We start from the raw sequence: 16883 nt of genomic DNA, 5'->3' as shown, positions 1-16883 counted from the left end.
CTGTGGGAGTAAGGTGAAATTACTTTCTCCATTAAAATATCCCCAATAATCCTGAGATTTAGAATCAGTGGGAGGAACCGACGCAGGGGAATTGTACTCAAAGGCATGCCATTTCTTTCCAACAGCACTGCTGCCTTCTTCGGATATACTGTCCAGTTTCAACCTCCGGTACTTCAAATCCGTTTCGGTTTCGGAACCGAAATAACTATACTTAAATGCAAAGTTCTTTATCCTTTTGCCCTTCTTATCAAGAACGGTGATTGAATCCAGTTTACTCCTCGACTGTGCATCTCTCCTGCCTGCTGAAGAATAAAAGTTGATGGTACAGGAAGGAGTTGTGATGCTTTTCAGCACCTTCGCTGCCGCTCTTACCTGTGTATATGAGTTTGATGCAGACATCAGGTCACATGTACCAGCTATTCGCTTATAATCAACTTCACTACTCTGTTCGCTGATCACATCATCAACATCATCCGTATAAGTAAAATAAGCGTTTCCATATGGAGTAATAATTCGGGACAAATACCAGGCAGACTTAAAGGGGCTAAATAGTATTCCCCCTTCTGCATATGAAGTTTCAGATGCTGAAAACTGGTAAATTATCCCCACCTCATCTACTATCTGGATACTGTCCAGGCGTTTGGGATAGGTAATCTGAAGCGGTTGAAAGGGAATAATATGGGCATTATTTGCTGGCGTTGCATCGATGATGAATTTACCACTTCTCCCGTTAAAATTAAAGGAGAAGTTATCGGGTTGCAGATCCAGGATGCCTACAGCCGCTTCCCTGATCCTGTCGCCGGTCTTTACAATGGAATCCAGTACGGCCAAACCGCCCTGGGTCATATACCCCAATTCATCCGGCCTTACATTTACACTCCTGGTAACTGCGCCTCCCGCGTTCAATGTCCATCCCAGGCCAACCTGTGAGGCCAGTTCATTTACTTTTAAGCCAGAGGAATAGTAGCTGATAGAAATGGGAAGAGACACCTTGCCGATACTTGCCGTGTATAAAGGCACACTGATACTGGGAATTCCGGTATAAAGCCCAACAGGTACATCTCCGTACTTACCCAACGAAGCTGCGTTTGGAGACGGGGGTATTACCTTCGGAATATCGATCATCTGGGGGCCTGTTTGGGCAAACAGGCTCATTTTTAAAAAGAATAAAAGCAATAGTAAATACGATCCTTTCATGGATTATCGTTTGAGCAGTGATTATTGATGAATTATGGATAAATGGTTTCATACCATAGGTTAAAACGGTAAGGGAGTGGCATACTTCCCCTTATCAAACTGCCACTTTCAAATGAAAACATCCTGGTTGGGACAATGAAGTATCCAAAAAAATAAAACAATGCCGTGGCATAATCAAAGCTTCCAGACCAGGTAAGTCAGGCATTTCTTTGGCGGCAGATTTCTTTTACTACTGAAAATAGAATCTGGTCATAGTGGGTAAACTTAAAATCAGTTAGGCAAAACAATGTCAATTGGAGCTTAATTCTTCGACGATCACAATAGCGTAAGTAAATATTTCACAGGCACAGAATACTTCTCAATCTACTACTCAGTTCGGGAATAAAACCTTGAAATGCATGCAATTGCAATGAACAATCATATAACGATGTGCAAATTAAGCTACAATTTTATAAATTTCATTTGAATCTTAAAATTGCGTATAAATACGTTTTTTGTGCGTATTTATACGTAATTAATTAGTCATCATCGATGTTGTACAAATGTATAGTTCGATAACGCATTAGATCTGCGCAAAGGGTCTGACCGGATTAACCCAGGTTCCCAATAAGCTAAAATAACTTTGACGGATTTCAACCAGGTTTTCAAGCAATATATTTAGCTTCACTTTGTATCCTCAATCTCAAAGAGTTCTTTTGATATCGTATCTACTGAAGCCGCCCTAAATCTCCCAACAATACCATCAATAATCAGATACATACTCGGCACCACAAACAAGGTAAGCAACATGGAACTTGTCAATCCTCCTACAATCACCCAGGCCATACCGTTCTTTATTTCCGCTGCCGCCCCGCTTGCAACGGCTATGGGCAGCATACCAAAAATCATCGCGAATGTTGTCATCAGGATCGGGCGCAATCGCTCTGTACCTGCCATTACCAATGCTTCCCGAACCGTATATCCTTCTGCTTTCAGTTTGTTGGTGAAATCAACAATCAATATGGCATTCTTTGCAACCAGTCCAAACAGCATGATCATACCTATAATGGTAAAAATGTTCAGGGTTTCCATTGTCAATGCTAATGCCAGCAAAGCTCCCACTAAGGATACAGGGATGGAAAATAAAACAATAAAAGGATACACCGCATTTTCATAAAGTGCTACCATTATTAAGTATACCAGTAGAAAAGCTGTTACCAGTGCTATTCCCAAACTGCCAAAGGCATCTCCCTGGTTCTTTCTGTCTCCAAGAAACTCAACATGCACCCCTTCCGGTAACTTTATAGCTTCCGCCTGTTTCTTTATTTCATCGGCAACGGTGCCGGACGGCCGGCCGAACACATTAGCCTGCACTATTATGGAAGATAGCCTGTCCAGTCGCTCCAGTGAAGTTTCCCCGGGAGCTTCAGTAACTTCTGCGAATTGGCTTAATAGAATTGTTTTGCCTTCCGAATTGACAAAAGAAAGACTCCTCACGTTCTGTATGTCTGAGCGATCCACCTTATTCAGGCTCACGGCAATATCATATTCATTACCTCCCTGTTTAAACAGGCTGGCATTAATACCGCCAAACGCATTTTGCAAAGCGGCGCCCACCTGGCGGGCATCAAGCCCCATAATGCTCATCTTCTCACGGTTAAGCCGGATACTTACCTCTGGCTTCCGGTCTTTTACAGAAAGCTTTACATAATCTGTTCCTGGTACAGCCTCCACAATTTTCTTATACGCTTCTGCAACCTGCCGTACCTCGTTTATTGTTACGCCCTTTATGGCAATCTGGATAGGGGCTCCGCTCGCATTACCCGTGATGCTTGTTTCCAGTACGGTGAATTTACCCCCTGTAATGGTACGGCTTAACTGCTGCTGAATAAGCGGGCCCAGCTCTTCTGATGATAACTTCCTCTTCTTCCTGTCCACTAATGTCAATGTCAGTTCTGCGAGATTTGCATTACTTCCTGATCCGGCCACACTCCCACTCACAAACCCGATACTTGAAAATACTTTTTCTACCTCGGGGTGCGACAGGATGATCTCTTCCGCCTGTTGAGTAAGCAGGTTCGTTTTGTAAATAGTAGCCGCAGGCTCCAGTTCCATGTTGATAATGAGATTATCCCGGTCTGTTTTTGGAATAAAAGCCGCGCCAATGAAGCCGGCAGGCACCAGTGCAATGGACCCGATAATAAGCGCCAGCGTTACTGATAGCAACCATCTTTTTTTCTCAAGAACCCTGACCAGTAAACTGCCATAGTCCTTCTTTAAACTATCAAGGAACTGCTCGAAAGCCAGGTTTACTCTTCCCCAGAGCGATGATTTCTTTAATAACTCCAGCTTGCCAAAGCGGCTCGCAAGTACCGGTGTAATAGTAAATGAAACAAAAAGACTCATCAGGGTGGAGAATACTACTACCAGTGAAAACTCTTTCAGAATTGAACCGATCATACCGCCGGCCAGCGACAAAGGCAGGAAAACAACAACATCCACCAATGTAATGGAAAGCGCTGTAAACCCAATCTCATTACGCCCTTCAAGCGCCGCCTGCCGCCTGTCGGCTCCCATTTCCATATGACGGTAGATATTCTCAAGAACAACAATAGAGTCATCCACCAAAATACCAACTACCAGCGACATGGCCATAAGCGTCATCAGGTTGAGGGAAAAACCCAGCATGTACATAGCTATAAACGTTGGCACAATAGACGCTGGAAGCGCTACCAGAACGAACATGGAACTCCTGACACTATGCAGAAATGCCAGCATCACAATGCCGACAATCAGAATGGCTAACGCAAGATCGAACATCACTGAATTCGCTGCGTGCAGTGTAAATATGCTTTGATCCGACGAAACATCAAACTGCAAATGCTGAACTTTATATTGTTCCTCCATCTTAGCAAACGATTTTTTCACCAGGTCGCTTACATTAACAGCATTGGCGTCGCCCTGTTTTATGATCTGTATACCAATGGAGGGCAGGCCATTTATATGATTAATGGCGATGGTTTTTGCTGAGGCATCCATCACTTTGGCAACATTTTTCAGGTAAATCACTCCCTGGCCCGACCGCTGTCCGATCACCAGGTTGCCCAACTCAGCCACTGAATCAACATTGGCATCATACCGGATAGATAGTTGCTGGCGCTGGGTTTCTATGCTCCCTGCGGGGAAAGACAGGTTGGCATTACCTATGGCCTGTGTAATATTAGCGATGGATAAACCATAGGCAAGCAGCTTATCCTGATCTACATTAACCTGTATCTGCCGCACATCTCCGCCAATAATATCCACCTCGCCTACCCCGGCAAGATTCTGAAGTACCGGTTTAAGTTGTTTATCAGCCAGATCATAAAGACTCCGGGGTGTCATTTTTGCCGTTACTCCCGCTTTTATAACGGGTGTTTCTTCGGGATTTACTTTTTTCACCAGGGGCTGATCAGCATCGTCCGGCAAGTCATTCGCAGCCCGGTCAGCCTGCCGCTGTACGTTGCGCTCCGCTTTGTCGATATCAGTGCCATTCTTAAAGGAAATGGTGATCACAGAAACCCCTTCCTGGGAAACTGATTTGATCTGGTCCAATCCTTCTACCGAAGAAAAAGCATCCTCCAGTTTTTTTGTAACATTGATCTGCACTTCTGCAGCAGATGCTCCCGGGTATATGGTGCTCACTGCAACTGTCGGAAGCTCTATTTTGGGAAGTAAATTATAATTCAGCTTCAAATACGATTGTATCCCAAAAAAGATCAGGATGGTAAATACTACAATGAGCAATAAAGGCCTTCTAATGGCAATCTCTGTTACTGACATGTTCCTGGAGATTATTTTGAAATATTAATGAGAGAGCCGTTTCTAAGATTGATCTGCCCGGAGGTAACTACCTGGTCGCCTATACGTAATCCCTCCAGCACATACACGCTGCTACCATATTCACCGCCCACCTTAATATGCTGCAATATGGCCTTACCATCCTTTGCAACATAAACGGAAGCATTCCGGGTGGTTTCATTAAGCGCCTCCCTTGGAATTAACATCACGTTCCGGCTTGTTTGCCGGGAAAAATCAGCTGCTACAAATGTTCCTGACCTGAGTGGAAAATTCTTATCATTATCAGCGGTGATCTCTACCTGGTAATTATACGCCTGGTTCGCCTGCGGGCTAATGAAAGAAACGGTTCCCTGGAAAGACTGACCAGGATACACGTCTGTAGTTATCTTTACTTTTTGTCCTTGTGAAACCTGGTAAACTTCGCTTTCCGTCATATCCGCCTGAATTTTTATACGGGAAAGATTAACCACTGTGGTAATCTCTCCCCCGGTGCCAACATACATACCTTCTTCCACCGGCTTTGTACTTATGATTCCACTGGTCGGGGCCTTAATGCTGGCATCGGCAATTTGCCTGCGCAGTTGCTGCACCTGGTTAACTGCATCACTATAGTTCTGACTGATTTCATTGACCTTCTCCTGGGTGGCAGCTTTTCCTTCCAGCAGCTCAGTATAGGTTTGCAGGTCACGTTTAAGCTTCATCGCATAGGATTCTTTTTTCTGCAGATCAAGCTCCTGGATGTGCGTGTCAATAACCGCAAGCACCTGCCCTTTATTTACATTGTCGCCCAGACTGAAACGTAAATGGGCAATATTGCCGCTGGTTACAGATAGCACCTTTGCTTCCTTAAATGGCGTAACCAGCCCGGTTTTTATAAGTCCGACACGAAGATGCTCTTCGACCACAGTTGCTACCGAAACCGGGATCCTGATATCCTGCGCCCCGGCAGGCTTTTTACGCTCATCTATTTTCTCTTTATTGGACAACAACCTGAATGCAATAAAGCAGGAAACTCCAACACAAATGACGGTTAAGACAGCTTTCTTCTTCATAATATTGTTAAAGTGAGTTATTGAATTTTCTTAGTGTACCGGCAGCCTTCTCCAGGTCAATACGGGCGAGATAGTAATTGTAAATCGAACTGAGATAACTACTCTGCGCTTCTTTGAGTGAGTTCTGGGTATTCAGCCAATCTGTAAGATCTGTAACTCCTTTTTGAAACTGGACATCCGTTATCCTGAATACGGATTCAGCGAGTGCAACATTTCTTTTGTCGTTCTCAACGTTTGTTTGCGCCTGCAGATACTTCGTATAGGCATTCTGATACTCCACATAATATTTCCCTTCATCCAATTTCAATTTCTCCTCCGCATTAAAGTGCCTGATTGCAGCCTGTTTGTAACGGGCGTTCCGTTTATAAAAATCAAGGATCGGAATATTCAGTTTAAGCCCTACCGCTGAATAGGGAAGCAACTCATCGTAAGCCCCTTTCAGATGATCGCCAAAACCCACAACACCATAGCGGATATACGCATTTAATTTTGGCAGCGCCTCCGCTTTAATGGCCGACTTTTCTATTTCAAGTAATTTTATATTTAGCTTTGACAGCCGGTAATCTACCCGCGAATCAGCAGAGAAAATAAGAGATGAATCCGTGAGGGATGCTGATGCATCGGGGGGTACTGAAAAATCAATTGTAAGGGAATCATTAACCGGAAAGCCCATTTCATATTTAAGCTCATTCTCTGCCAGCGTGATATTACTCAGGGCGACGCGGATCCTGGATACCGTGTTATTATAATCCACATTAACTTTGTCAAGATCCTTCTGAAGAACAGTTCCTTTATTTACCTGGAGGCGGAATATATCAATCTGTCTTTCATAGGTTTCCCTGTTCCCCTGTAATTGTTCCAGCTGCTGGTGATAAACAAAAATATTAATGTAGGCTGTGCTGATATTATAAATAATTGCCTCCTGGCTTTGTTGTTGATTTAACTCCGCCTGCTGCTTATTATATTTATTTGCTTTCAGCCCGGTGATCATTGATTGATCGTACAATACCTGGTCCAGTTGTGCAACAGTATTTGACGCATACCTTTGCGTCAGTGACACTTTTAATTCATTGGGCCCCAAAATGCCGGCAGGAATAACGCTTTGCTGCAGCTTCAGGTTATTGTCCAGGTTGGTGTTCATACTTACCCTGGGTAAATAATCGGCAATTGCTTCTCTTGCCTTTGCATCGGCCAACCGTTTCTCATTGGCATAGATGACGTTGTTACGGTTATTCTTTAAGCCATATTCTATACAATGCTTAAGCGTCCAATGCTCCTGTGCAGCCGCATTCAGCCCCACGCTGAATAATAACAATAGAATGATTATTTTGTGCATACTGTGCTGTTTCCTTCAATACTAAAAGAGACGATCTCTTTACCAGCGAAACTAATGTATGGCACAAAGGGTATTTCTGTTATTATACAAACCCGGCTGCTTTTTATACAAACTTCCAACCATAGCTCCCTAAAATGAACGAAGCCCCAATATATATCAGGGCTTGTTTACCTAAACCTACAAACTGTCACACTGAATATTTGGTTATGTTCAATACAGCTCTGTACCCATATGACCGAATTCGGTCAGGTACCAGATAATGTCTGCTGATTTAATCTCATTCCCTTCAACCCGAAGGATCCTGTGTTCATTATCTAAATAAAAATCAAACAGGTTGTCCGGGAAACTGAAGTACAGACAACTTAAAATAGTATCCGCAATTGCGGTATCAATAACATCAGTTCTGAATACTTTCACCATAACTATCAGATGTTGCTATACTCCTATCCGGCCGTGAAAGGATTTAACAATACCGCCATTGCATTTTTGCTAATTCCTTTATCAGCGAATGAGTATCTGAATGAAATACTGTGAAAGTAAACGACGGATCAACAGGGAATTTTCATTTTATACCAAACCGGTCTATTTTTATACAAAAGAAGTGATACTCCTCCCCTCACTCCATATTCGCCATCGCCCACCCCTGTATTTCCATCAGCGTGTTACCATATGCCAAACTGGTAACTACTTGTAAATGTGCCGTAATAAGATGAAATTTGCCGTTGACCAAACCCTCCTGACATGTCATTACAACGCATAGAACAGCATATTACGGGATTGCCCAACGTTACACGACTGGAAAGCTTCGGATACACATTTTTCTTCTATGGCCCGGAACAGGTGCTCCCCTTTGTCACCTTTGCGGCATCAGATAATGAGCACGATAAAAGATCCAACCTGAACCGGGAGGGTGTGTTCCGGGTAAATATCGGCATCGCCAAAGATTCATTCAGCAAACTATTCTCCGGCAATGAATCCCCATGGGATTATACGGCGCTGAACCGCTTCATGCCTCATCCCGACTATGCCGCGCAACATTTTATTTGTATCCTGAATCCTGAAGGCGACCGGCTAACGGAAACAATTGATTTTATCAACGAAGCGCATCTTGTTGCGAAGCTCCGTTTTGATAAAAAGCAGGCTGTTAAAACGAAAGGGAATAATTAATAAATCAGGAAGCGCTGATAATTTTCATAAAGATATCAGCCGTATCAAACTGATACATCTCCCTAAAAGCCGGTAAATAACCGGCTTTTTTTATTATCTTCATACTAACAGTAAAAATAACCTCATGACCACACACGCTGACGACCCTCACAGCGGAAAAAACCGGGCAGCTATCCCGGTTGCGAACCGTTCCACCCCGGCGGCAGTGCACACTGCAGGCAATGGTTCCGGGGCCATACAGCTCCGCCCATATGAACAGCTAACTACGCACAACGATAAAATAACGCAGCAGAAAGCCCTGCAAACACTGGCCGGCAATCAACCGGTACAGAAAAAAGAAAACAAAACAGGTATGCCCGACCAGCTCAAAAACGGTATTGAAAACATATCAGGATACAGTATGGATGATGTACGGGTACATTATAACTCTGCTGAACCCGCCCAATTGCAGGCCCTCGCCTATGCAAAAGGAACAGATATCCATATAGGGCCGGGACAGGAACAACACCTGCCGCATGAAGCCTGGCATGTGGTACAGCAAAAACAGGGACGGGTACAGGCTACCACACAATTAAAGCAGGGCATCCCCGTGAACGATGATAAGGGCCTGGAGCAGGAAGCCGATCTGATGGGCCGGAAAGCCATGCAATTACAAAGCGCCTCCCCGCAACACCATCAGGTATCACAACTAAAACAGGGCATAGTACAGCGTATCAGCATCGACACCAACAAGCTGAATATGGTAGGAGAAGAACACAATGAATCACAAGGACGCCGGCCAATAGAAATCGCTTACTGCAACCACCTCTTTGGCCGCACCGGTTTATACTGGCAGGAAGCCGCCTTCAAGCCTATAGAAATGCACGACACAAAGGGCGATGAAGCCGGTCTGCGATTAAAATTCTTCTATCACGTTTTCGCAGGCAGTATCGTAAAATGCATTCAAACCACCAAAGACGGAGGCATGCCCTACCTGATGGCGGTACGTAGTCCCTGGAAAACGATGAATACCGTAAAAGTCCTGTACCAGCAGGAAGTAACAACCCTAAGCCATGAAGAAGGCACTGCCCTGCATGAAATGGTCAACAGCCAGGAATGGACCGGCTTGCAGGCTGGAATGGATGGACTGGCCGTTGCTGAAAATGCCGGCAACCTCCAATACAGGAAGAAAGTAGTAGAAGATATGATCAAACTGAAAACATACTGGGAAAACAAACCGGCCATTTATGAGCCCAGCAAGGCAGTTGTTACAGACGACCGGAATGATCATATGCATAACAGTGCCACCACCGCTGCTTTCCAGGGACGGGTAGGCATCTGGAAAGTGGGTGATAACCACATTACCGGTATCGGGCAAATGCACCCCACCGGCCGGCACTACAACCTGGTATCCCGCGCCAATTTCAATAACGACCTCCAGGGCTATATACAAAGTAATACCAGCACCACCGGTAACACAGGCGGGAAACAGTAAGCAGCTTTTTAAATTGCATCCGCATTCCCTCCACTGTTAATATTTAGCCGTCATTGAGCTTTGGATGTTATTTTTTATTATCTTATAGTTGTAATATTCCTGTCATGTACTAAAACCATGTCCGTAACAACTATACAATACCGGCCTGCCTGCCTGGTTGCCATCATTGTGTGCCTGCTGATTCCCGGATGCAAACACCCGCCGGAAAACCCGGACCACCCCCGGTTTGCGGAACAGGTTTCATTGGCCGTTGATAGTATGCTCAACAGTGGGCATATGAAAGAAGTACCGCATTTCCTGGACTCCGTATATGCCACGCTCAGCGCTCCCGGTGAACATGACCTCTGGGTAAAATATGACTACCTGGCCAACTACTATATCTTTTACCGGAGGAATATGCCCCTGGCAAGGGCCAACCTCGATAGCATGTTCAGGAGCCTGAAAGGCAGGGAAAAAATATACCCGGACGACTATGCCAGCACGCTTTACCGGCAGGGCGAAGTGAATATGGCGGATAAACAATACAGCCAGGCTTTTAGAAGTTACTTCAGCGGTAAACAGTTTGTACAAAAATACCTGGATACCTGCGACTATGGCAAATTCAGCAGCAAGCTCGGTGTGGTTGAATACAACCAGGGAAAATACATGGAAGCCATCCCTCATTTTAAACAAGCCTTCGCAGAATATCAGCATTGTACAGACCCGAAAGATTTCGGTAACCTGTTTCTTTTTCCCCAGGCAGACCTGAATTCCATTGCACTATGCTTTGAACGCGCAGGACAACTGGACAGCGCTATTTACTATTACCAGGAAGCGCTCCGGTTTATTAATACCGCAGTTTTAAAATTCCCGGACAAAAAGAAATTTGCGGAAACGGCTTCCGGCGTGGTGTACGGCAACCTCGGTGGCACCTATGCTAAAAAAGGTAATTTTACAACAGCTGAATTTTATCTGAAAGAAAATATCCGGATCAACGACCGGCCCGGCTATGCAGTGGAAGATGCGCAAACCGCCAAACTAAAACTGATCCGGCTTTACCTGGCCAACAACCGTTTCCCGGAGGCAAACGACCTGCTAACCCGTATGGGCAGCGACCTGGATGCAGAGAAGGGCAAAGGCATTATGGGCGACAATATAAAAGTGCAATGGCTGCAGCTGAAATGGACCTACCTGGATAAAACCGGCAACCTGCCCGGGGCCTATCTTTACAGCCAGCGTTATTACCACGTAAAAGATTCTCTCAACGAGATAAACGCCGGCTTAAAAGAAGCCGACCTCGACGCCGGTATAAGAGACGCAGAACAACAATACCAGATCGCCCTGCTGCATAAAAACAACCAGCTTAAAACAAGCTATCTTTCCGCAGCTATTATATTCTCGGTATTAACTATCCTGATCCTCTTTTTACTATGGAAAAATCTCCGGCGGTCCAATAAAAATGTGAAGGAACTAATCGCCCTTAACCGACAGGTAGAAGAAAAAAACCACGATACCCTGGAAACACTGAAAGCACTGGAACAAAGCCACCAGGAAAATACCCGCATCATGAAGGTAGTAGCGCACGACCTCCGGAATCCCATAGGCGCTATTACTTCTCTTTGTGAACTGATGCTACAGGAAAACCATCATAACGAAGAAGATAAAAGCATGCTGGAAATGATCCGTTCAGCAGGGCAAAGCTCTCTTCACCTGATCAGTGACCTTCTCCATTATACAGTGCAATATGAACTGAAAAAAGAACCCGTTGAACTTTATGAGCTCATACACTACTGCGTAGACATGCTGCAGCTCAAAGCGGCAGAAAAACAACAGCATATCGAGCTGCAGACCACTCATATTACCATTAACATCAACCGTGAAAAAATATGGCGGGTATTCAGCAACCTGCTTTCCAATGCCATTAAGTTCAGCCCCAATAATACGCTTATACAGATAACCACTACCACCAGTCCCGGACATGTAACCATTGCGGTGAAAGACCAGGGCATTGGCATACCGGATGAAATGAGAAGCAAGATCTTTGATCTCTTCACCGAAGCGAAAAGGCCCGGCACCGGCGGGGAGCGCCCCTACGGAATGGGACTGGCCATTGCCAAACAGATCTCAGAAGCGCATGGCGGCGCCATCTGGTTCGACAGCCTCCCCGGCGAAGGAACCACTTTTTATGTAAAACTCCCGCTCAACTGATGAAAGCTGAATTACCACGATTTCTGCACCGTTGATCCCGGCTGATAAACGTAAAAAATTATCAAGTAAAATATAACCCTGCCACTGCATCAATTTTGCACTGGCATGCCCTTATTTTGAAACTCATAAACAACCTATACCCGATACCCCTACGCCGTTTTCAATGTAACCCGGAATAAATAATCCTTATACCCATGAGAAGAATTTTACTGTTAGCATTACTGTTTACAACAGCAGCGTATAGCTATGCGCAAAATTGCACTGCTCCCCTGCGGATCGTTGTATTGGGCTCCTCTACCGCCTGGGGCAATGGGGTGCCCAGCCGCGACAGCGCATGGACCTTTCGCTTTGCCCGTTATCTCAAAGTCAGTCACAATACGGCAGATACAGTCATTAACCTGGCCGTGGGCGGCTTTACCACGCAAAATATCCAGGCCACCGGTACGCCTTCCTATACTGTTTTGGGAAATACTTTTTCGGTAGATGTAAATAAAAATATCACCAAAGCTATTTCACTCTCGCCCGATGCCATTATCATCAACATCTCCAACGATGATGAAGGACGCGGCTTCCCGTTATCCGTACAGGTAGCCAATTACCTGGCCTTAAAACAGGTAGCGGCACAAAACAACATCCCGCTGTGGGTGGCCACCACCCAACCCAGGGATAACCTGGGCACCGCCGGCGCCGCACACCTGCGGCAAATGAAAGACAGTATCGAACTTTACTTCGGCAATAAAGCCATCGACTTCTGGACCGGCCTCGCTTCCGCCACGAACCAGATTGCCACTGCATACAGCGCAGGCGATGGATTCCACTTTAACTCCGCAGGCCAGGAAGTACTTTTCAACCGGGTGGTGGCCAAACAAATACCACAAGAACTTTGCACGCCTGCCGTTACTCCTGCTTTCCAGCTCAGCTCCTTTACAGTAAGCCGGCAAAAGGATTCGTTACGGCTAACATGGATTACCGCGAAAGAAGAAAAAACCAAATCCTTCCTTGTTGAACAAAGCGCCGATTCCCTCAGCTGGGCGCAGCTCAGCCAGGTAGCAGCGGCAGGCAACAGCAATGCGCCCCTCGCCTATACGTATACAGATCATCCGGTATTACCCCGCTACTACCGGCTTAATATGGTGGATTCCAGCAACAATCACACCTACAGCCCCGTGGTGAAAGGCATACCGGATACATTGTACTACGCCCCTTTCCGGTTATCGGCTTTTACCCTCAGCAGCCTGCCGGGTAAAATACAACTCAACTGGTCCACACTGCTGGAAAGTAACACCCTCACGTTTACGGTACAACGAAGTACGGATTCCCTTAACTGGACTGCCGCAGGAACAGTAGCCGCTGCCGGAAATTCAGCCGCATTAAAAAACTACGCTTATACCGATAATACAGTAACCGCCGGTCTGCCCTACTTCTACCGGCTCCAGATGAGTGCTACAGACAACAGGCTCTTTTACAGCACAGTAGTGAAAGGCAGCGCAGTAGCCGTTCCGGCCAACTGCAGCGATCCGTTACGGATCGTTGTATTGGGCTCCTCCACCGCCTGGGGCAATGGGGTGCCCAGCCGCGACAGCGCATGGACCTTCCGCTTTGCCCGTTATCTCAAAGCCAATCACAACACGGCGGATACTGTCATTAACCTGGCCGTGGGCGGCTTTACCACGCAAAATATCCAGGCCACCGGTACGCCTCCCTATACTGTTCTCGGAAATACTTTTTCGGTAGATGTAAATAAAAATATCACCAAAGCTATTTCACTCTCGCCCGATGCCATCATCATCAACATCTCCAACGATGATGAAGGACGCGGCTTCCCGTTATCCGTACAGGTAGCTAATTACCTGGCCTTAAAACAGGTAGCGGCACAAAACAACATCCCGCTGTGGGTGGCCACCACCCAACCCAGGGATAACCTGGGCACCGCCGGTTCCACACGCCTGCGGCAAATGAAAGACAGCATCGAACTTTATTTCGGTGATAAAGCCATCGACTTCTGGACCAACCTCGCTTCCGCCACGAACCAGATTGCCGCTGCATACAGCGCAGGTGATGGCTTCCACTTCAATTCCGCAGGCCAGGAGCTGCTTTTCAACAGGGTGGTGGCCAAACAAATACCGGAAGCGCTCTGCACACCGGATACCTCGTACTATGAGCCGTTCCGGTTATCTGCCTTTACCCTCAGCAGCCTGCCGGGTAAATTGCAGCTCAACTGGTCCACACTGCTGGAAAGTAACACCCTCACGTTTACGGTACAACGAAGTACGGATTCCACCAATTGGGCTGCTGTGGGAACCGTAGCGGCTGCGGGGAACTCTGCTACATTAAAAAACTACGCCTTTACAGATAACACCGTAATCGCCGGCCTGCTTTACTATTACCGGCTCCAGATGAACGCTACAGACAACAGGCATTTCTACAGCCACCTCGTATATGGCGCAGCCGACAGTGTAACCACCACCTGCAATACGCCGCTGCGGATCGTAGTGCTGGGCTCCTCCACGGCTTATGGCGATGGCCTGCCTACCCGCGACAGCGCCTGGACCTTCCGCTTCGCCCGTTACCTTAAAGCCAATCACAATACGGCAGATACAGTGATCAATCTTGCCATTGGAGGTTATACCACGCAGCATATCATGCCCGATGGCACCCCACCCTATACTTCGCTGGGTAATACTTTTTATGTAGATGTACAACACAACATTACCAAAGCCCTGTCGCTCAACCCGGACGCCATTATTATCAATATGCCCACCAATGATGAAGCCCGCGGCTTCCCGCTTGTTAAAACGAGAGATAACTACCTCGCATTGAAACAACTGGCGGCTCAGTCGGGCGTTCCTCTCTGGGTGACTACCACCCAGCCACGGGGCAACCTTGGTTATGATGCCGCTATCCGCTTACGGCAAATGAAAGACACCATCGTTAAATACTTCAGCGGCAGATCCATTGATTTCTATAACGGGCTTGCCACCAGCGCAGGATTCATTGAGCCGGCCTACAACAGCGGCGACGATGTGCATTTCAATGCCTGGGGACAGCGCATCCTGTTTGAGCGCGTAGTAGCGGCAGCTATCCCCGATTCCCTCTGCGCTATCAATGCCATAAGCGGGAACAGCGCCATGATGGCCACCACTAAAATGACTACATCAGGTACCAGCACAGCAGGCATTAAATTGTATCCCAACCCCGCGCACGATTATGTGCTGCTGCAGGGACTGAACGGCAAGCCATATAAAGTGGAAGTGTATAACACGCTGGGCGCGCTGGTATATGCACGGCAGAAAACAGCGGCTAACCGCCTTGACATTGGTGAATTGAAACCGGGTATTTATTTTATCATCATCAATAATACCCAGCGATACAAGCTGGTGAAAATGTAACTTTTTCTAAAGAGAGGCTGTATCATAAATAAATGGTACAGCCTCTCTTCATTTTATTGCTGAAGCGTTACACTACTGCTCAAATGATACACTTCTTTCGATACTTCCCATAATACTGATACTGCTGCCTTTGGCCAGCTCAGGATTTACTTTCCCGTTCTTTCGGGCTATAAATGTAAACGAGAGTATGTTCACCTGGTATGTTGAATCCTCAAAGGTTAACTTAGACACTACATGGCGCCCTGCAGCATGAATGCTGATCGTATCCGGCAAACGCTCTTCATAGGTAGTAATGTGGGGGTCCTCTTGTTTTTTTACTTTCACGGTTCTCGCGATAGCCAGGTAATTTACGCCGGTGAGCTCTTTCCAGGTTATCTCATAATCCTTATTCAGATTCCCCTTTTCTGTGTAGCTGATGTTCTGACCGTTTACCAGATCAAGGGCATCTACCCCGGCCAAGAATGATCTTTTGCCATCAGGAAGTACTATTTCAAAATTGAACTGATTGTTTGTGGGATTAGCACTATCCTTTAAATAATAAGTGCTGGAGGTGTAATAGAGCCCTTGTCTGACGGTATACTTTACCTCTGCCCCGTTCACATAAATTTTGATAGCATCGTTTTTAATGGTCTTCCCTTCTTCATCGAACAAACTGACAACCACCTGGTTTTCGATTTTACTATGTAAACGTTGTGTGATATTGATTTCTGCGCGAATAAGCGAGAGGCTGTCTACAGGGCCTTTCGACAATTTTGATTCATCGCACGACAGCGCAACGATGAGCATGCAGAATATGGTGAATAGTTTTTTCAATGATAAGGATTTAATAGTAATTTTTTGTGTTCCTTGTAAAGCTCTGCAAAAAAATTTAAAACTTACTTAAGATATCATCTCAAACTGATAAAGTATATCGATAAAACAAAAAGGCTGTACCATTTATATATGATACAGCCTCTTTCTTAGGGATAACGATTATTTACATCTAGTTCCAACCGTTCCTGACCTGGGCGGCCACATTGGGATTATAATTCTTTTCGTTATCGGGAACAGGCAGCAACAGGTGTTTATCCTGGAAAGGCTGCGTACCCACGCCCGGCTCCGCCAGTTTCTCCGCGTTGATTGTTTGTTTGGCAATGCCCCAGCGGATCAGGTCAAAGTAACGGCACTGTTCCCCGCACAACTCCAGCTGGCGTTCGCGCATCAGCAGCTTCATGGCATTATTCTTATCTCCCAAAGAATTATATAAAACAGCACCGGAACGC

10 protein-coding genes are annotated in these 16883 nt (G+C 46.0%); 4 read left to right on the top strand and 6 right to left on the bottom strand.

What is annotated here, in order from left to right; all coding sequences use genetic code 11:
* The 4 genes from VIM72_RS02265 to VIM72_RS02250 all read right to left on the bottom strand — a co-directional run.
* Positions 1-1197: hypothetical protein (locus VIM72_RS02265; protein WP_332001249.1), on the bottom strand; the 1197-nt coding region annotated here is incomplete at its 3' end.
* A gap of 663 nt (positions 1198-1860) precedes the next feature.
* Positions 1861-4998 carry an efflux RND transporter permease subunit gene (locus VIM72_RS02260; protein WP_332001248.1) on the bottom strand — a complete coding sequence of 1046 codons (3138 nt, stop codon included), beginning with the start codon at positions 4996-4998 and terminating at the stop codon, positions 1861-1863.
* An 11-nt stretch (positions 4999-5009) separates the two neighbouring features.
* Complete coding sequence (locus VIM72_RS02255) at positions 5010-6068, bottom strand: efflux RND transporter periplasmic adaptor subunit (protein ID WP_332001247.1); 1059 nt, start codon at positions 6066-6068, stop codon at positions 5010-5012.
* A gap of 7 nt (positions 6069-6075) precedes the next feature.
* Positions 6076-7404, bottom strand: a complete 1329-nt coding sequence (locus VIM72_RS02250; RefSeq protein ID WP_332001246.1) for a TolC family protein — start codon at positions 7402-7404, stop codon at positions 6076-6078.
* Between the two features lie 741 nt (positions 7405-8145).
* Between VIM72_RS02250 and VIM72_RS02245 the strand changes: the two genes are divergently transcribed.
* The 4 genes from VIM72_RS02245 (at position 8146) to VIM72_RS02230 (ending at position 15621) form a co-directional block, all read left to right on the top strand.
* On the top strand, positions 8146-8571 hold the full coding sequence (locus VIM72_RS02245) for a DUF6194 family protein (RefSeq protein WP_332001245.1): 426 nt from the start codon (positions 8146-8148) through the stop codon (positions 8569-8571).
* A gap of 124 nt (positions 8572-8695) precedes the next feature.
* Entirely contained in the window at positions 8696-10045 is a 1350-nt protein-coding gene (locus VIM72_RS02240; RefSeq protein WP_332001244.1) for a DUF4157 domain-containing protein, read from the top strand.
* Positions 10046-10162: 117 nt separating this feature from the next.
* The gene (locus VIM72_RS02235) at positions 10163-12232 is read left to right on the top strand and encodes a tetratricopeptide repeat-containing sensor histidine kinase (protein WP_332001243.1); all 2070 of its coding nucleotides are present in this window, start codon (positions 10163-10165) and stop codon (positions 12230-12232) included.
* A gap of 194 nt (positions 12233-12426) precedes the next feature.
* Positions 12427-15621: a GDSL-type esterase/lipase family protein gene (locus tag VIM72_RS02230; RefSeq protein ID WP_332001242.1), complete on the top strand. Its 3195-nt coding sequence runs from the start codon at positions 12427-12429 to the stop codon at positions 15619-15621.
* A 72-nt stretch (positions 15622-15693) separates the two neighbouring features.
* Here VIM72_RS02230 and VIM72_RS02225 read toward each other — a convergent pair whose 3' ends face one another.
* On the bottom strand, positions 15694-16434 hold the full coding sequence (locus VIM72_RS02225; RefSeq protein ID WP_332001241.1) for a hypothetical protein: 741 nt from the start codon (positions 16432-16434) through the stop codon (positions 15694-15696).
* Between the two features lie 169 nt (positions 16435-16603).
* Positions 16604-16883, bottom strand: a 280-nt coding sequence (locus VIM72_RS02220) for a RagB/SusD family nutrient uptake outer membrane protein (protein ID WP_332001240.1), incomplete at its 5' end; no start/stop codon positions are given.

It is taken from the genome of Chitinophaga sp. (genome assembly GCF_036569185.1).
In the GTDB taxonomy this organism is placed as follows: Bacteria; Bacteroidota; Bacteroidia; order Chitinophagales; family Chitinophagaceae; genus Chitinophaga.
The sequence above is the reverse complement of the archived record's forward strand: the minus strand, read 5'-3'. Positions and strand labels throughout refer to the sequence as shown.